Origin of the sequence: Paenarthrobacter sp. NPDC056912, from assembly GCF_042786555.1 — a bacterium.
GTDB lineage: Bacteria > Actinomycetota > Actinomycetes > Actinomycetales > Micrococcaceae > Arthrobacter.
The window spans coordinates 179,460-192,582 of sequence record NZ_JBHUCD010000006.1 but is presented as its reverse complement, the minus strand read 5'-3'; the positions used below and the strand labels follow the sequence as shown (position 1 = coordinate 192,582).

Genomic DNA, 13,123 nt, shown 5'->3' with positions numbered 1-13,123 from the left:
TCGGCGCAGAAAAAGACCCCCGCCACCGGAATCCGGTTGCGGGGGTCTTCTTTGCAGTCAGAGACTACTTAGCTGCAACGACCTCGAGGTCGATGACAGCCGAAACATCCTCGTGCAGGCGAACGTTGGCCTGGTACGAACCGACAGACTTGATGTGGTTCGGCAGTTCAACGTTGCGCTTGTCGATGGCGCCGAGGCCAGCGGCCTCAACAGCAGCAGCGACGTCAGCAGGCTTGACGGTGCCGAAGAGACGACCGGACTCGCCAGCCTTCACCTCGAGCTTGACCTTCTTGGAGGACAGAGCCTGGGCCTGTGCCTGTGCAGCTTCAACAGAAGCGTGTGCACGAGCAGCGCGGGCAGCCTTGATGGACTCAACCTGCTTCTCGCCACCCTTGCTCCAGGTCAGGGCGAAACCGCGGGGCAGCAGGAAGTTACGTGCGTAACCGTCCTTGACCTCGACAACGTCGCCAGCAGCACCGAGACCGGTTACTTCGTGGGTCAGAATGAGCTTTGCCATGTTAGTTAATCCCTTCCCTTAGCCGCGGCCAGCGCCGGAGTAAGGCAGCAGAGCAACTTCGCGGGCGTTCTTGATTGCCTGAGCGATCTTGCGCTGTTCCTGAACGGTAACGCCAGTAACGCGACGAGCGCGGATCTTTCCGCGATCGGAGATGAACTTGCGCAGCAGTGCTACGTCCTTGTAGTCGATGACAGTGATGTCAGCGGCCTTCAAGGGGTTGGACTTTGGTTTGGGCTTACGGAGTTCAGCCTTAGCCATCGTGGAGCTCCTTTTCTATGGAGCCCGTGGATATTGATCCACGGGATGGTGGTGTTCGACGGCGAATGTCGCCCGAGTGCCTTCCGGCAGTCCCGGCGAGTGTCCGGCGTCGGACTTTTTCTTGGTGTTTAGAAGGGAGGTTCGGAATCCGGGCCGTTGCCCCAGCCGCCGCCTGCATTGCTGACACCGGGCGTTGCCCAAGGGTCATCCTGCTGTGCGGGCTGGCTGTTGCCGCCCCAGGTTCCACCGGAGTTGCCGCCCTGGTTTCCACCAGGAGCGCCACCTCCAAAGCCACCGGAATTGCCGGCGTTGCCTCCACCGAAGCCACCCTGGCCACCGCCGGAGCGCTGGGTTCGGTTGACCTTGGCGTTTGCGTAACGCAGGCTGGGGCCGATTTCGTCGACCTCAAGCTCAATAACGGTGCGCTTTTCGCCTTCTTTGGTTTCGTAAGAACGGCTCTTCAAACGGCCGGAAACGATGACGCGCATGCCCTTTGTGAGGGACTCGGCCACGTTCTCGGCTGCTTCGCGCCATACGGAAGCGCGGAGGAACAGGGTTTCCCCGTCCTTCCACTCATTCGACTGGCGGTCAAAGGTCCGGGGAGTAGAAGCGATGGTGAAGTTCGCTACTGCTGAGCCAGACGGGGTGAACCGCAGCTCCGGGTCATTGGTGAGATTACCAATGACCGTAATAGTGGTTTCGCCTGCCATCTACTGCCTCCTTGTTCGTTCCTGCGGGGTAAAGATCTGGAAGGGGCTGATTACTCAGCAACGACCTTCTGGTCTTCGGGGCGGATGATCTTGGTGCGCATGATCGTCTCGTTGAGAGACAGCTGGCGGTCAAGTTCCTTGGCGGTAGCCGGCTCAGCGGTGAAGTTCACCACTGCGTAGATACCTTCGGACTTCTTCTTGATGTCGTACGCCAGACGGCGACGGCCCCAGATGTCAACCTTTTCGATGGTTCCACCATCAGTGGTGATGACAGTGAGGAACTTCTGAAGCGACGACTCTACGGTACGCTCTTCGACCTCGGGGTCGATGATTACCATCAATTCGTAAGGACGCATATGTGAACCCACCTCCTTTGGGCTAAGCGGTTACGGTATTTCCGTAACAGGAGGTTCATTTGCGATGCTGTGGATCGCTCCCCCGCCGAAAGTTCGGAAGGAGGGCGCAACACAGACTTCAATATCTTAGTGCATCTCCTGCACACAAACCTATTCGGCGGGCTCCCACGCTGGAACCCGCCAGCCTGCGTATGTGGATAACGGCTGGCCACCACGGTGAATACTGGGAGCATGACCGTCCTGAAGTCCATCGTCCTCTTCGTATTGGCCGCCGTTGCAGAGATCGGCGGGGCATGGCTGATCTGGCAGGCCGTACGTGAAGGAAAAGCCTGGTGGTGGGCCGGCCTGGGCATCGTGGCCCTGGGCATCTACGGATTCTTTGCGGCCTTCCAGCCTGACGCCCATTTTGGCCGGGTCCTGGCCGCCTATGGTGGTGTGTTCATCGCCGGATCACTCGCGTGGGGAATGCTCCTTGACGGTTTCAGGCCGGACCGATGGGACGTCATCGGTGCCGCAATCTGCATCGTGGGCGTAGGAGTGATCATGTTCGCCCCCAGACCTGGCGCCTAACCTGGAAACGACAAAACCCCGGAAGATCATTGATCTTCCGGGGTTCTCTGTGCGCGGAGGGGGACTTGAACCCCCACCCCCTTTCGAGGACTAGCACCTCAAGCTAGCGCGTCTGCCATTCCGCCACCCGCGCAAGGTGATTCGGAGAAACAGTGTTTCGTTTTTCTCCTCGACAGCGACAAAGACATTACCACGAGGAACCGGAACCCACTGATTCCTGAAGCGGCAGGGCAGCCATGTCCAGTGCCCAGCTAGGGTGGGGCCATGGATGCCACTCTCCTGAACACCCTGGTCCTGACTGTCGTTTTCGCCGCAATTGCCCTGTATGCCCTCTACTTCGTGATCCGCGCAGGCGTGCGGGATGGCATCCTCCAGGCCGAGCAAAAGCGCGAGGCCAACGCCCCGTCACGCGAGGCATGACGTTGCATCCGACACCAAGTAGCTAGGGTGGGCAAATGAAGCACGTCAGAGTGAGGCGAAGCCGGCTGCGCTTCCTTGTCATGGTGGTGGCTGGCGCAGCTGCCTTCTTCGCCACTGGCACCACGGGAAACTGGGTGGATGCCCCGGCAGTCAGTTGGGCCGCTGCGGCGCTGGTCTACGTTGCGTGGGTGTGGCTGGTGATTGCGCGGATGGGCCCTGAGGAAACCCGGCAGCATGCAACATCCGAGGACCCGTCCCGTAAAGTCACCGACCTCCTGATCCTCATCGCCAATCTGGCCAGCATCGCCGCCGCGGCCGCAGTGATCGCAAATTCGCACAGCGAAAGCACGGACGCCCGCCTCTACTCAGCAGCCTTGGCCTTGGCCTGCGTCGCGTTGTCCTGGATGCTCGTTCAAACACTCTTCACCCTGCGTTATGCCGAGCTCTACTACAGCCCCGCGGCCGACGCCGGAGGGGACGTGGGCGGCATCAACTTCAACCAGGAACGTCCGCCCCAGTACACCGACTTCGCGTACCTCGCCACCAGCCTGGGCATGACCTATCAGGTTTCGGACACCAATCTCGGCAATCACAGGATCCGCGCGGAAGCCCTGAAACACAGCCTTCTTTCCTACCTGTTCGGCACGGTCATCCTGGCCGTCACCATCAACCTCATCGTCGGGCTGGCGCTGTAGCGCGCCTCGGCGGGCCTCAAAAGAAACGGGGCAGCCGCCGTCGAACGTTGACGGCAGCTGCCCCGTTGCAAAGTGACGCTTACGACGCCGGTCCGGAACCAACCTCTGCGGGTTCGGCTTCGGCGCTGGTCGCCCCGGCGTCATTACGGCCATTCCTGCGATAACGCCACACACCAATGCCCACGACGACGGCAGCCAGGGCCAGCGACAGGAACAGCGACTCACGCGTGGATTCGATGACCACCATCCCGATGATGAGCGCCACGATGCTGCCGATTGCAATCCACGTGAGGTACGGGAAGAACCACATCTTCAGCTCAAGGTCCTTGGCGGCGGCACCCATGCGTCGGCGCAGAATGAGCTGCGAGGAAGCGATCACCAGCCACACGAACAGCGCGATGGCACCTGACGTATTCACGAGGAACAGGAACACGGTGTCCGGGGCGATGTAGTTCAGGCCGACGGTCACGAAGCCCACCACGGTGGAGGCGAGGACTGCTGCAGCCGGAACGCCACGCTTGGAGATCTTCATCCAGGACTTGGGGGCGTCCCCACGCTGCGAGAGCGAGAACAGCATGCGGCTGGCCGTGTAGAGCCCTGAGTTCAGGCACGAGAGCACCGAGGTGAGGACGACGATGTCCATGATGGTGCCGGCGCCCGGGATTCCGTAGAGCTCGATCACGGCAACGTACGGGCTCTTGGCCACGGAGGCGTCGTTCCACGGCAGGAGCGTGACCACGATTGCGATGGAGCCGATGTAGAAGATCAGGATTCGCCAGACAGTGGACTTCACGGCCTTCTTGACGGCGTCAACAGGGTTCTCGGATTCACCAGCAGCGATGGTGGCGATTTCAGCGCCGAAGAAGGAGAAGACCACCACAAGGATGCCGGCCAGGACCGCGCCCGGGCCGTTCGGCATGAAGCCGCCCTGATCCAGGAGGTTGGAGACGCCCGGCGCGGAAACACCAGGCATGAGGCCGAGGATGGCGGCAATGCCGGCCAGCAGGAAGATGACGATCGCGGCGACCTTGATGGACGCGAACCAGAACTCGAACTCGCCGTAGGACTTCACGGAGCCGAGGTTGGTCAGTGTCAGGAGGACCATGAGGACGAGGGCCCAGATCCATTGGTCGACGCCCGGAACCCAGCGGTGCATGATCGCAGCGCCGGCCGTGGCTTCGATGCCCAGAACGATGATCCAGAACCAGGCGTAGAGCCAGCCGATGCTGAACCCGGCCCAACGGCCAAGGGCTTTGTCGGCGTAGGTGGAGAACGAGCCCGTCTCCGGGTTGGCAGCTGCCATTTCGCCCAGCATGCGCATGACGAGGATGACGACGAGGCCGGCAGCGAGGTAGGCCACGAGGATGCCCGGGCCTGCCTGCTGGATTGCCGCGCCGGAACCTACGAACAGACCCGCTCCGATGACGCCGGCAATGGCGATCATGGAGAGGTGACGTGGTTTCAGCGATTTCGAAAGTTGTTGGTCAGCGTGCATGGATCGGCGCCGTCCTTTAGGTTTGGGGTTGGCTGCAGTGGTGTGCCACTGGCCACATGACTAGTTCACGCTAGCCTGCGGGACTGACGCCAATCCTGTGCAAGTGAACATTTTGCCGCTGCCCAAACCGGAACCTGGCACAAAATGTAAACCGTAGGGCATCTGAAGTTTCCTATTGGAAACATTCGAAATACCCCTGAAACGAGTGCTTGAGGCTTCTGCTACACCGTGGTCTGGAAGAACACCTCAACAACAGCCGTCAAATAGTGCGGATCCTGCACACCGCACAACTCGCGGGCCGAGTGCATCGACAGCAAGGGGACCCCCACATCCACGGTGCGGATTCCCAGGCGCGTTGCCGTCAGCGGACCGATGGTGGAACCGCACGGAAGATCATTGTTGGAGACGTACTCCTGGTACGGCACCCCGGACTCTTCGCAGAGCCTCGCCCAGAGGGCAGCACCTGTGGCGTCCGTGGCGTAGCGCTGGTTGGCGTTGATCTTCAGCAACGGTCCGCCGTTCAACACCGGCTTGTTGGCGGGATCGTGCTTCTCCGCGTAGTTCGGGTGGACAGCGTGGCCGGCGTCCGCAGAAACACAGAACGACGCCGCCAAGGCCTGCCGCCGCTGGCTCACCGAGGCGCCGAGGCCGTCGGAGATACGGGTCAGGATGTCCTCAAGGACGGGTCCGCAGGCGCCGGAACGCGAGTTGGAGCCGATCTCCTCGTGGTCAAAGGCAGCCAGGACGGCGATCGGACCGTCCGCGGGGGCCGCAGCAGTGTGGCGGATCAACGCCACCAAGCCCGCGTGTGTGGAGGAAAGGTTGTCCATGCGGCCGGAAGCGAAGAACTCACCCTTGGCCCCGAAAACCGCAGGCGCTTGCGTGTCTGCCACAACGACGTCGTAACCACCGATTTCGGCCGCATCAACAGTGGTGCCTTCAACGCGGCTGGCGAGCAATCCCAACAGATCCTCGGCGGCAGGGTCACCCTGCCCAAAGATGGGGTTCATGTGCTGCTGCTTGGAAAGGAGGACACCGTTGTCATTGACGCCGCGGTCCAGGTGAATGGCCAGTTGCGGGAAGCGCAACAGCGGTCCCGTGGCGGTCAGATGCTGCGTGCCGTCGCGCATCACCAGGCGGCCGGCCAGCTGCAGTTCGCGGTCCAGCCAGGAGTTCAGGAGAGGCCCGCCGTAAACCTCGACGCCGGCCTGCAGCCAACCGAACTTGCCGGTGGTGGGTTTCGGCTTGAGCTTGAATGACGGAGAATCCGTGTGCGCGCCCATGATGTTGAAACCCGTGGTGGGTCCTGCATTTTCGGGAGTCACCCAGGCAATCAGGGCACCATCGCGGATCACGTAGAACTTACCCGCCCCGCCCTCCCACGGCTGCAGTTCAGCCAAAGCCGTGAAGCCAACGGCGTCCAACCGCCGGGCGGCCTCGTGCACTGCGTGGAAGCTCGACGGCGAGGCCGTTACGTACGCACCGAGGTCCTGGATGTGGTCAACTGCTGCGGAGGCATTCGAAGGCATGACCCCGAGTCTAGTCCTTGCTTCTGCGATGCCTCCGGCTACACCGTGACGTTCAGCGCGGCTGTGTAGCCTGCTGCCACCGAGCCAGACATAGTCGCCAATTGGTATATTCCTCCGTCGTCACCAAAGACGTTGTCCGAGGTCAGCGTGGTGTTCGGGAAATTCCGGGCACTCGACTCGTAGCCGGCCGAGGCGTAAACCTCCTTGCAGGCCGCCTCGGTGAGGGCGATTTGCGAGACCGCCAACACTTGGCCCGCCGCCGATGTGTTGCTCATCGATTCAAATACCTCAAAGTGAATATGTGGCCATCGGCCGTTGTAGGCGCCGGGGTAAATGGAGGTGAAAGTGATCTGGCCATTGGCGTCGGCCTCCTGGACGCCACGGAGATAGTTCTCGTTCTCCAGGCCGGAGTCGTACAGCGAATACTTCCCGTTCTGGTCGCAGTGCCACGCATACACGGCCGCACCGGCCAGCGGAGAGCAGCCGTTCGCGTTGTCCAACAGCGTCAGCGTAAACGTCAACGGCACTCCCGCTGCCTTGGTGGTGGACGACCCGAAGCTGGAGGTGATGTCCTTGCGGACCACTCCGGAAGCTTCGAGCACGTTCGGGCCGTTGGAGCCGTCTCCTGGGTAGGGGCCCAAGGTTTCCTCGGGAATCTCTACGCCGCATTCCGCGAAGGCCCGCGTCACTGTGCTGGTGGCGGAAGGCGTTGCGGTCACCGTCGTGGTTTCCGTTGCCGTGGCGGTTGCGCTGGCAGTGCTCGACGGCGATGCGCTGCCACCTCCCGTACCCGGCGTACAGGCGGCCAGGGCTGCTGCCGTCCCCGCTCCGAACAGAACTCCCAAGGTGCGTCGCCGGCTCAGGAGCGTGGACAGATCGAACTCAAGTCCGCGGTCATGGTTAGGATGCGGTCCGTCTGATCCGGCCGGTTCCTTGGAGGGCTGTTGAGGAGAAGTCATGCATCCATGAAACGCGTGGGGGCTATGGCTTGTACATGGGAGAACTGTGGCGGGCCTGTGAATCCTCCGGTTTGCCTCAGTAGTCCGGGTTACTCGGCACCACGAGTCCGGTTTCGTACGCGTACACCACAACCTGGACCCGGTCCCGCAAATGCAGCTTGCTCAGGATCCGCCGAACGTGGGTCTTCACCGTGGCCTCGGATAGGAAGAACTTGTGAGCGATCTCCGCATTGGACAGGCCCTCGGCGATCGTCGTCAGGATCTCGGTTTCCCGTGGTGTCAGCTCATCCAGCAGCGGATCCCGGTGCGGGTTGGGGGAATGGCCGGGCACGGCACCGCCGCGCACATAGGTCTCCAGCAACCGTTGCGTCACACGCGGCGCGACCACGGCATCACCGCTGGCAACGAGCCGGACGGCGTGGACCAGTTCAACCGGGGCTACGTCCTTGAGCAGGAACGCAGAGGCCCCAGCCTGGAGCCCGCTGAAGGCGTACTCATCGAGGTCGAACGTTGTGAGGATAATGACGCGGGCATCGGAACCGGAATCCGATATACGGCGAGTGGCCTCAATGCCGTCCATGGTGGGCATCCGCACATCCATCAGCACCACGTCCGGTTGCAGCGCCTCCACCTGCCGGACGGCCTCGCTGCCATCGGACGCCTCCCCCACCACATGGAAATCGTCTTCGCCTTCAAGGATGAGCCGGAAGCCCATCCTGAGCAGTGGCTGATCGTCCACCAGCAGCACTTTGATGATGTCTTCTGTCATGACTCCCCCTTGTCGCCGTTCCAGCGAAGCTCGGCGTGGACCGCCCAGCCTCCCCTGTTTCCCGGACCGGCAGTTACGATTCCAGCATAGATTCCTGCACGTTCACGCATCCCCGCGATGCCTTGGCCAGTGCCGAGGCTGCCCACGGATTCGCCGCCACCCTCCCGGGTTCCGCGGCCGTCGTCGAGCACGTCAATGGTGACCAAATCGCCGTCGCGAGCCACCTGCACATCCACCCGGCTCAACGCCCGCCCATAGCGCAGGACGTTCGTCAGCGATTCCTGCACAATTCTGTAGACGGTGAGCTGAAGCGCCGGGTCGGCTGGCAGTGCGGGACCCGTGTGCGCGTAGTGCAACGGCAATCCGGCCGTGCGGAACCCATCCAGCAGTTTTCCGAGGTTGTGCCCGGACTCAAGGGGCGCCAGCGGCGCGGGCCGCCCTGAATCATCGCGCAGGACACCCAGGACGCGACGCATGTCCGCCAACGCGGCCCTGCCGGTCCGTGACAGTTCACTGAGGACCTCGCGGGCACGATCCGGATCCTTCTGGACCACCACAGCGGCCCCGTCCGAGAGACTGATCATCACAGTCAAAGAGTGCGCCACGACGTCGTGCATTTCACGCGCGATCCGGTTGCGCTCGGTGACCTTGCCAAGCTGCGTGGTCCTGGCCGCCCAAGCAGCGATCTCTGCCTCGTGCTCCCTGCGCTGGCGCACCGAAATACCGATGCCCGTGGCAAGGAGGTTGGACAGCATGATGGTCACCGCGGTGGCGATGTTGTTGATCAGGTGGAAGTTCTCCGGCACGTCCTGCAGCGCGCCCGCCGTGCTGGGGCTTGTCCACATGAACAAGTAGAGAAGGCTCAGAGGAATGCTGGCGCTTCCGAACACCCCCAGCGCCATAATCCGCGGCCTGGAAACCGCCACGGCATAGAGCGCAAACCACAGCCCTGCGGACACGTTTGAACCCCACGGGTTCAGGATGGTCGCCGCAACTTCCAAAATCGCGACGGCGGCCACCACCTGAAGCGGGAACCGGCGCCGGAATACCAGCACACCCGCGATCATCAGCAGCAGCGCCACCACGAGCCACTTGCCCTCCACGATCGAGGTCACGATGGTCGGCAACGCCAAAAGCACGTAACAGAGGACCACCACGGCATCCATTGCCCGGGGGTGCTTGAAGAAATAGCGCCGGATCCGGCCCCTGCGGCGCTGGGCGATTTCAGCAAAGGACGCGTCGGCCATGGCAGCCGGCGCGTCCTTCGTCTGTGGAGCTTCAGTCATGGGTTGAGCCTAGACGGCAACCCGTCCTAGACGTCCCGCTTCTTCAATAGAATCATGGCCAGAGCAACCGGCACTACGACCCAGGCGCCAAGCACCAGGCCTGCCTGCCACACTTCCAGCGTTTCCGGGACATGCTCGACGGCGGTCAGCGGGCTGATTGTGTTGCCGGGCAGGTACTTGCTGGCTTCCTTGAAGAAATCGCCGGGGATGAGCTGGAAGGCAATCGGCGCGACGAAGAACAAACCAACCAGGCTCATGATGCCGCCGGCCGAGTTGCGGACGATCGTTCCGAGCGCCATGCCAATGGCTGCCACTGCTGCAATGTAGACGCTGTTGACCAGCAGGAGCTTGATGGACTGGGAGCTGCCCAGGTCCAGTTTGAGATCGTAGTTGTCCACGATCGGAAGTGCCACCAGGCCGGCAATGTAGGTGGACAGCGCGGTCAGAACGAAGGCGCTGACCATCACAACAATGAGCTTGGCAAGGAACGGCGACATGCGCTTAGGCACGGCGGCGAAGGTGGAGCGAGCCATGCCCGTGGTGAACTCGGAGCTCATGAGCAGGACGCCCAGGGAACCGAGGATGAGCTGGGCGAAGGCAATGCCGGAAGTAGGAATGCTGACGGCCAGGTCCCCGCCTTGCGCGGCAATGGCTGCGGCTGCCTGGGGATCCGATGCTGCTTGCTCGGCGAACTGCCCTGTTCCCCACGCCCCAAGAGCTGCGAAGCCCACCATTACTACGGCGGTGGACGCCAGGAGGATCAGCGTGGACATCAGGGTGCGGAACTTGATGAACTCGGAGTTCAGGACGCGATGGAATGCCGGTCCGGGACCGACCGAGTTGCGGATGGACCTGCGGTCCACAGTGGTGGTGCTCATATCTATTTCCCTCCGGCCTGGGCGGGAACCGAAGCCCCGGTGGTGATGTGCGAGTGGTATTCGACCTCGTCCTTGGTGAGTTCCATGTAGGCCTCTTCAAGGCTTGCCTGGAGCGGGGTCAGCTCGTAAACCATGACCTGGTTGTCCAAGGCGGTCCGGGCGATTCCGCGGGGATCGACCCCCGAAACCTCCAGGAGTTCGCGCTCGTGGACTTCCACGGACACTCCCGTGCCTGCCAGCAGCTGCATGAGCCTCTCCGGCTGGTCCGTGCGGACGCGGGTCCGTGCATGCCCCTTGCCGGTAATGATCTCCGCGATGGGAGCGTCGGCGATGATCTTGCCGCGGCCGATCACGATCAGGTGGTCTGCCGTCAAAGCCATTTCACTCATGAGGTGGCTGGACAGGAACACCGTGCGGCCCTCGGAGGCCAGGTACTTGACCAGGTTGCGAACCCAGACCACGCCTTCCGGGTCCAGACCGTTGACCGGCTCATCCAGGATGATGGTCTGAGGATCGCCCAGCAGCGCAGCGGCGATGCCGAGGCGCTGACCCATTCCGAGCGAAAATCCTTTGACCTTCTTCTTCGCGACGTCGCCCAGGCCAGTCATCTCGATGACTTCAAGGACCCGGCTCTTGGGGATGCTGTGCGTCGCTGCCATGGCCAGCAAGTGGTTGTAGGCGGTGCGGCTGGTGTGGACGGCCTTGGCGTCCAGCAGGGCACCGATTTCACGCAGCGGTGCCTTGTGCTGGGCGAAAGGCTCACCGTTCACGGTCACCGAACCGGAAGTGGGAGCATCCAGCCCCATGATCATGCGCATGGTGGTGGACTTGCCGGCGCCGTTCGGGCCAAGGAAGCCCGTCACCCGTCCGGCCTGGACAGTGAAACTGACACCGCCGACGGCGGTCTTCTCGCCGTAGACCTTGGTCAGGCCTTTTGCTTCGATCATGGAAGCGTTCCCTCCTCGGAGCACACGCAGGTGTGCAAGTGAGTTTTGAATGTACGTACAACGCTACTCACGGAGGGGGCTGAAATCGCCGGTCTCAGGGATGATTCAGGGTTCAGTCAGGGTAATCCTCGCGGATGACCCCGGGGAGTCCAAGTCTGCTTAGTCGCCAACCGGAAGGGGCGAGTACACACGCAGTTCGCCCGGTTTCACGGTGAAGGCCGCACTCCTGACGCCTGGTTTCGGCTCACCGTCCACGGCCAGCACCAGGGGCTGGCCAATGGCCTCCACCGTGATGGTGGTTGCCTCAGTCAGGTGGGTGACTTTGGAGGCGGCGACCGTGCCCGTCACCACGGCCCACAGCAGGCGTGCGCGCGCGAAGGGCTCATCCGCGGTGATCATGCGGAGATCGAAAACGCCGTCATCGAGGACCGGCCTCCGGAGCGGTGCATGGTCACGGGGGTAGTAGCGGCCGCGGCCCAAGTACAGGATCCAGAGCTTATGCTTCACACCGTCCACGGTCAGCGTGGTGGGCGAGTTCACGGCAAAGGTACGCAGCGACGCCACCAACCCGGCCAGCGGCTTGCCCAGAGCCGGTTGCAGCCGCTCCCTGCGGCGAACCATATTCGGGTACACCCCCACGCTGGCCGTATTCAGCATGACCAATTCCGTGGTCTCCGGCAGCTCTGGCAAGCCACGCTGGACAACAACATGCCCAAGATCCACGGACGCCGCGTGGCCTTTGGTGACGGCAGCCACGGCCTCGTCGATGGAACTGGTACCGAGGTCGCGGGCAAAGTGGTTGAGTGTTCCGCCGGGGAGCACCAACAGTGGCAGAGAATGCTCGACGGCGGCAGCAGCCGCCGCGCCAACCGTTCCGTCACCACCCCACACACCAAGCGCTACGGTGCCCGGCCGGGTAGCCGTCGCCTCAATCTCGGCTGCGACATCCTCCCCCTCGGCGATCTCATGTATATGAGCCTTGGGGAATATAACCTTCAGTAGTTCGGCGGTTTCGGGGGAGTAGGACCCGCCCAGGACGTTGACCGCGATACTCAGCCCATCGCCGTCGGAAATCGCCGGGGCTTCGGCCGGCGTGCAGTGGGGTACGGGCTCCGCGGGCCGGGCGGGCCACCATTTCCGGGTCAGGACTGCTGCGCCCGCGCCAATGGCCGAGCCCAGGACAACGTCGGAGGGCCAGTGCGCCCCCGTGTGCACCCGGGAATAGGCCACACCCGCAGCGATCGGGGCCAAGGCCGCGCCGAGTCCGGGCGAAACCATCCCGGCCCCTACGGCGAACGCCACAGCAGAGGCCGAATGACCCGACGGCATGGAGGAACTGACCGGCTGCGGGTTCACGAACCGGAAAACGGGCAAGTGTTCGGGAAGGGGCCGCCTGCGGGGGAGGACCGTCTTGAAGATCAGGTTGGTGACTCCCGAGGCGACACCCAAAGCAAGGAGTCCGTGCAGCGCTGCCCGCCGAGGCTTTCCAGGCACGGTAGCCATGATTCCTGCGATGCCGATCCAAAGCTTCCCCTTAGTGGCAGCGGAAGAAAGCCTTCGGAAAAAGACGTCGTGATCGCCCTGCGGTTGCCGGGACACCGCCCGCACCAGGAATTTGTCCAGCCTTGCAACCCGTTTGGGGCCTTTGCCCAAGAAGCCTCGCATCCAATCACAGTAACTCTTGTCTTCCATCGCCGGCGTCCGCGGCCCACCGGTCACTCCCGGTAGCCGTAG

General features: G+C 62.7%; 15 protein-coding genes and 1 tRNA gene. 3 read left to right on the top strand and 13 right to left on the bottom strand.

All coding sequences use genetic code 11. The annotated features are described in order from the left end of the window. Window positions 1-64: 64 nt before the first annotated feature. The 4 genes from rplI to rpsF form a co-directional block, all read right to left on the bottom strand. On the bottom strand, window positions 65-517 hold the full coding sequence (rplI, locus tag ACFRJ9_RS09015; protein WP_377666576.1) for a 50S ribosomal protein L9: 453 nt from the start codon (window positions 515-517) through the stop codon (window positions 65-67). Between the two features lie 18 nt (window positions 518-535). Continuing rightward, on the bottom strand, window positions 536-775 hold the full coding sequence (gene rpsR / locus ACFRJ9_RS09010) for a 30S ribosomal protein S18 (protein WP_003800144.1): 240 nt from the start codon (window positions 773-775) through the stop codon (window positions 536-538). Window positions 776-903: 128 nt separating this feature from the next. Then, window positions 904-1,485: a single-stranded DNA-binding protein gene (locus ACFRJ9_RS09005; RefSeq protein WP_377666574.1), complete on the bottom strand. Its 582-nt coding sequence runs from the start codon at window positions 1,483-1,485 to the stop codon at window positions 904-906. A 50-nt stretch (window positions 1,486-1,535) separates the two neighbouring features. Then, window positions 1,536-1,841, bottom strand: coding sequence for a 30S ribosomal protein S6 (rpsF, locus tag ACFRJ9_RS09000; RefSeq protein ID WP_377666572.1), 306 nt, complete (start codon window positions 1,839-1,841; stop codon window positions 1,536-1,538). Window positions 1,842-2,072: 231 nt separating this feature from the next. Here rpsF and ACFRJ9_RS08995 point away from each other — a divergent pair, with 231 nt between their 5' ends. Then, window positions 2,073-2,411 (top strand): YnfA family protein, encoded by a 339-nt coding sequence (locus ACFRJ9_RS08995; protein WP_377666570.1) that lies wholly within the window; start codon window positions 2,073-2,075, stop codon window positions 2,409-2,411. A gap of 50 nt (window positions 2,412-2,461) precedes the next feature. Here ACFRJ9_RS08995 and ACFRJ9_RS08990 read toward each other — a convergent pair. Beyond that, a tRNA-Leu gene (locus ACFRJ9_RS08990) sits at window positions 2,462-2,544 on the bottom strand. A gap of 131 nt (window positions 2,545-2,675) precedes the next feature. Here ACFRJ9_RS08990 and ACFRJ9_RS08985 point away from each other — a divergent pair. Next, a complete protein-coding gene (locus ACFRJ9_RS08985; RefSeq protein WP_377666568.1) occupies window positions 2,676-2,831 on the top strand; it encodes a hypothetical protein in 156 nt (51 codons plus the stop codon). 35 nt (window positions 2,832-2,866) lie between these two features. Then, entirely contained in the window at window positions 2,867-3,526 is a 660-nt protein-coding gene (locus tag ACFRJ9_RS08980) for a DUF1345 domain-containing protein (RefSeq protein WP_377666567.1), read from the top strand. A 79-nt stretch (window positions 3,527-3,605) separates the two neighbouring features. On the opposite strand, the gene ACFRJ9_RS08975 is transcribed toward ACFRJ9_RS08980, so the two are convergent. From ACFRJ9_RS08975 to ACFRJ9_RS08940, 8 genes are all read right to left on the bottom strand, one after another. Further along, complete coding sequence (locus ACFRJ9_RS08975) at window positions 3,606-5,021, bottom strand: amino acid permease (RefSeq protein WP_377666565.1); 1,416 nt, start codon at window positions 5,019-5,021, stop codon at window positions 3,606-3,608. Window positions 5,022-5,242: 221 nt separating this feature from the next. Then, entirely contained in the window at window positions 5,243-6,550 is a 1,308-nt protein-coding gene (locus ACFRJ9_RS08970) for a M18 family aminopeptidase (RefSeq protein WP_377666563.1), read from the bottom strand. A gap of 38 nt (window positions 6,551-6,588) precedes the next feature. Further along, entirely contained in the window at window positions 6,589-7,509 is a 921-nt protein-coding gene (locus ACFRJ9_RS08965; RefSeq protein ID WP_377666561.1) for an intradiol ring-cleavage dioxygenase, read from the bottom strand. 76 nt (window positions 7,510-7,585) lie between these two features. Then, window positions 7,586-8,278 carry a response regulator gene (locus ACFRJ9_RS08960; protein WP_377666559.1) on the bottom strand — a complete coding sequence of 231 codons (693 nt, stop codon included), beginning with the start codon at window positions 8,276-8,278 and terminating at the stop codon, window positions 7,586-7,588. Then, a complete protein-coding gene (locus ACFRJ9_RS08955) occupies window positions 8,275-9,564 on the bottom strand; it encodes a sensor histidine kinase (protein WP_377666557.1) in 1,290 nt (429 codons plus the stop codon). Before ACFRJ9_RS08955 ends, ACFRJ9_RS08960 begins: the two co-directional genes overlap by 4 nt. 26 nt (window positions 9,565-9,590) lie before the next feature. Next, on the bottom strand, window positions 9,591-10,442 hold the full coding sequence (locus ACFRJ9_RS08950; RefSeq protein WP_377666556.1) for an ABC transporter permease: 852 nt from the start codon (window positions 10,440-10,442) through the stop codon (window positions 9,591-9,593). A gap of 2 nt (window positions 10,443-10,444) precedes the next feature. Then, window positions 10,445-11,389, bottom strand: coding sequence for an ABC transporter ATP-binding protein (locus ACFRJ9_RS08945; RefSeq protein WP_377666554.1), 945 nt, complete (start codon window positions 11,387-11,389; stop codon window positions 10,445-10,447). 159 nt (window positions 11,390-11,548) lie between these two features. Next, on the bottom strand, window positions 11,549-13,054 hold the full coding sequence (locus tag ACFRJ9_RS08940) for a bifunctional phosphatase PAP2/diacylglycerol kinase family protein (RefSeq protein ID WP_377666552.1): 1,506 nt from the start codon (window positions 13,052-13,054) through the stop codon (window positions 11,549-11,551). Window positions 13,055-13,123: the final 69 nt, after the last annotated feature.

Excerpts from the sequence above, each read along its gene's own strand:
- rplI (WP_377666576.1), bottom strand. The coding sequence starts at position 517 with ATGGCAAAGCTCATTCTGACCCACGAAGTAACCGGTCTCGGTGCTGCT.
- rpsR (WP_003800144.1), bottom strand. The coding sequence starts at position 775 with ATGGCTAAGGCTGAACTCCGTAAGCCCAAACCAAAGTCCAACCCCTTG.
- ACFRJ9_RS09005 (WP_377666574.1), bottom strand. The coding sequence starts at position 1,485 with ATGGCAGGCGAAACCACTATTACGGTCATTGGTAATCTCACCAATGAC.
- rpsF (WP_377666572.1), bottom strand. The coding sequence starts at position 1,841 with ATGCGTCCTTACGAATTGATGGTAATCATCGACCCCGAGGTCGAAGAG.
- ACFRJ9_RS08995 (WP_377666570.1), top strand. The coding sequence starts at position 2,073 with ATGACCGTCCTGAAGTCCATCGTCCTCTTCGTATTGGCCGCCGTTGCA.
- ACFRJ9_RS08985 (WP_377666568.1), top strand. The coding sequence starts at position 2,676 with ATGGATGCCACTCTCCTGAACACCCTGGTCCTGACTGTCGTTTTCGCC.
- ACFRJ9_RS08980 (WP_377666567.1), top strand. The coding sequence starts at position 2,867 with ATGAAGCACGTCAGAGTGAGGCGAAGCCGGCTGCGCTTCCTTGTCATG.
- ACFRJ9_RS08975 (WP_377666565.1), bottom strand. The coding sequence starts at position 5,021 with ATGCACGCTGACCAACAACTTTCGAAATCGCTGAAACCACGTCACCTC.
- ACFRJ9_RS08970 (WP_377666563.1), bottom strand. The coding sequence starts at position 6,550 with ATGCCTTCGAATGCCTCCGCAGCAGTTGACCACATCCAGGACCTCGGT.
- ACFRJ9_RS08965 (WP_377666561.1), bottom strand. The coding sequence starts at position 7,509 with ATGACTTCTCCTCAACAGCCCTCCAAGGAACCGGCCGGATCAGACGGA.
- ACFRJ9_RS08960 (WP_377666559.1), bottom strand. The coding sequence starts at position 8,278 with ATGACAGAAGACATCATCAAAGTGCTGCTGGTGGACGATCAGCCACTG.
- ACFRJ9_RS08955 (WP_377666557.1), bottom strand. The coding sequence starts at position 9,564 with ATGACTGAAGCTCCACAGACGAAGGACGCGCCGGCTGCCATGGCCGAC.
- ACFRJ9_RS08950 (WP_377666556.1), bottom strand. The coding sequence starts at position 10,442 with ATGAGCACCACCACTGTGGACCGCAGGTCCATCCGCAACTCGGTCGGT.
- ACFRJ9_RS08945 (WP_377666554.1), bottom strand. The coding sequence starts at position 11,389 with ATGATCGAAGCAAAAGGCCTGACCAAGGTCTACGGCGAGAAGACCGCC.
- ACFRJ9_RS08940 (WP_377666552.1), bottom strand. The coding sequence starts at position 13,054 with ATGCGAGGCTTCTTGGGCAAAGGCCCCAAACGGGTTGCAAGGCTGGAC.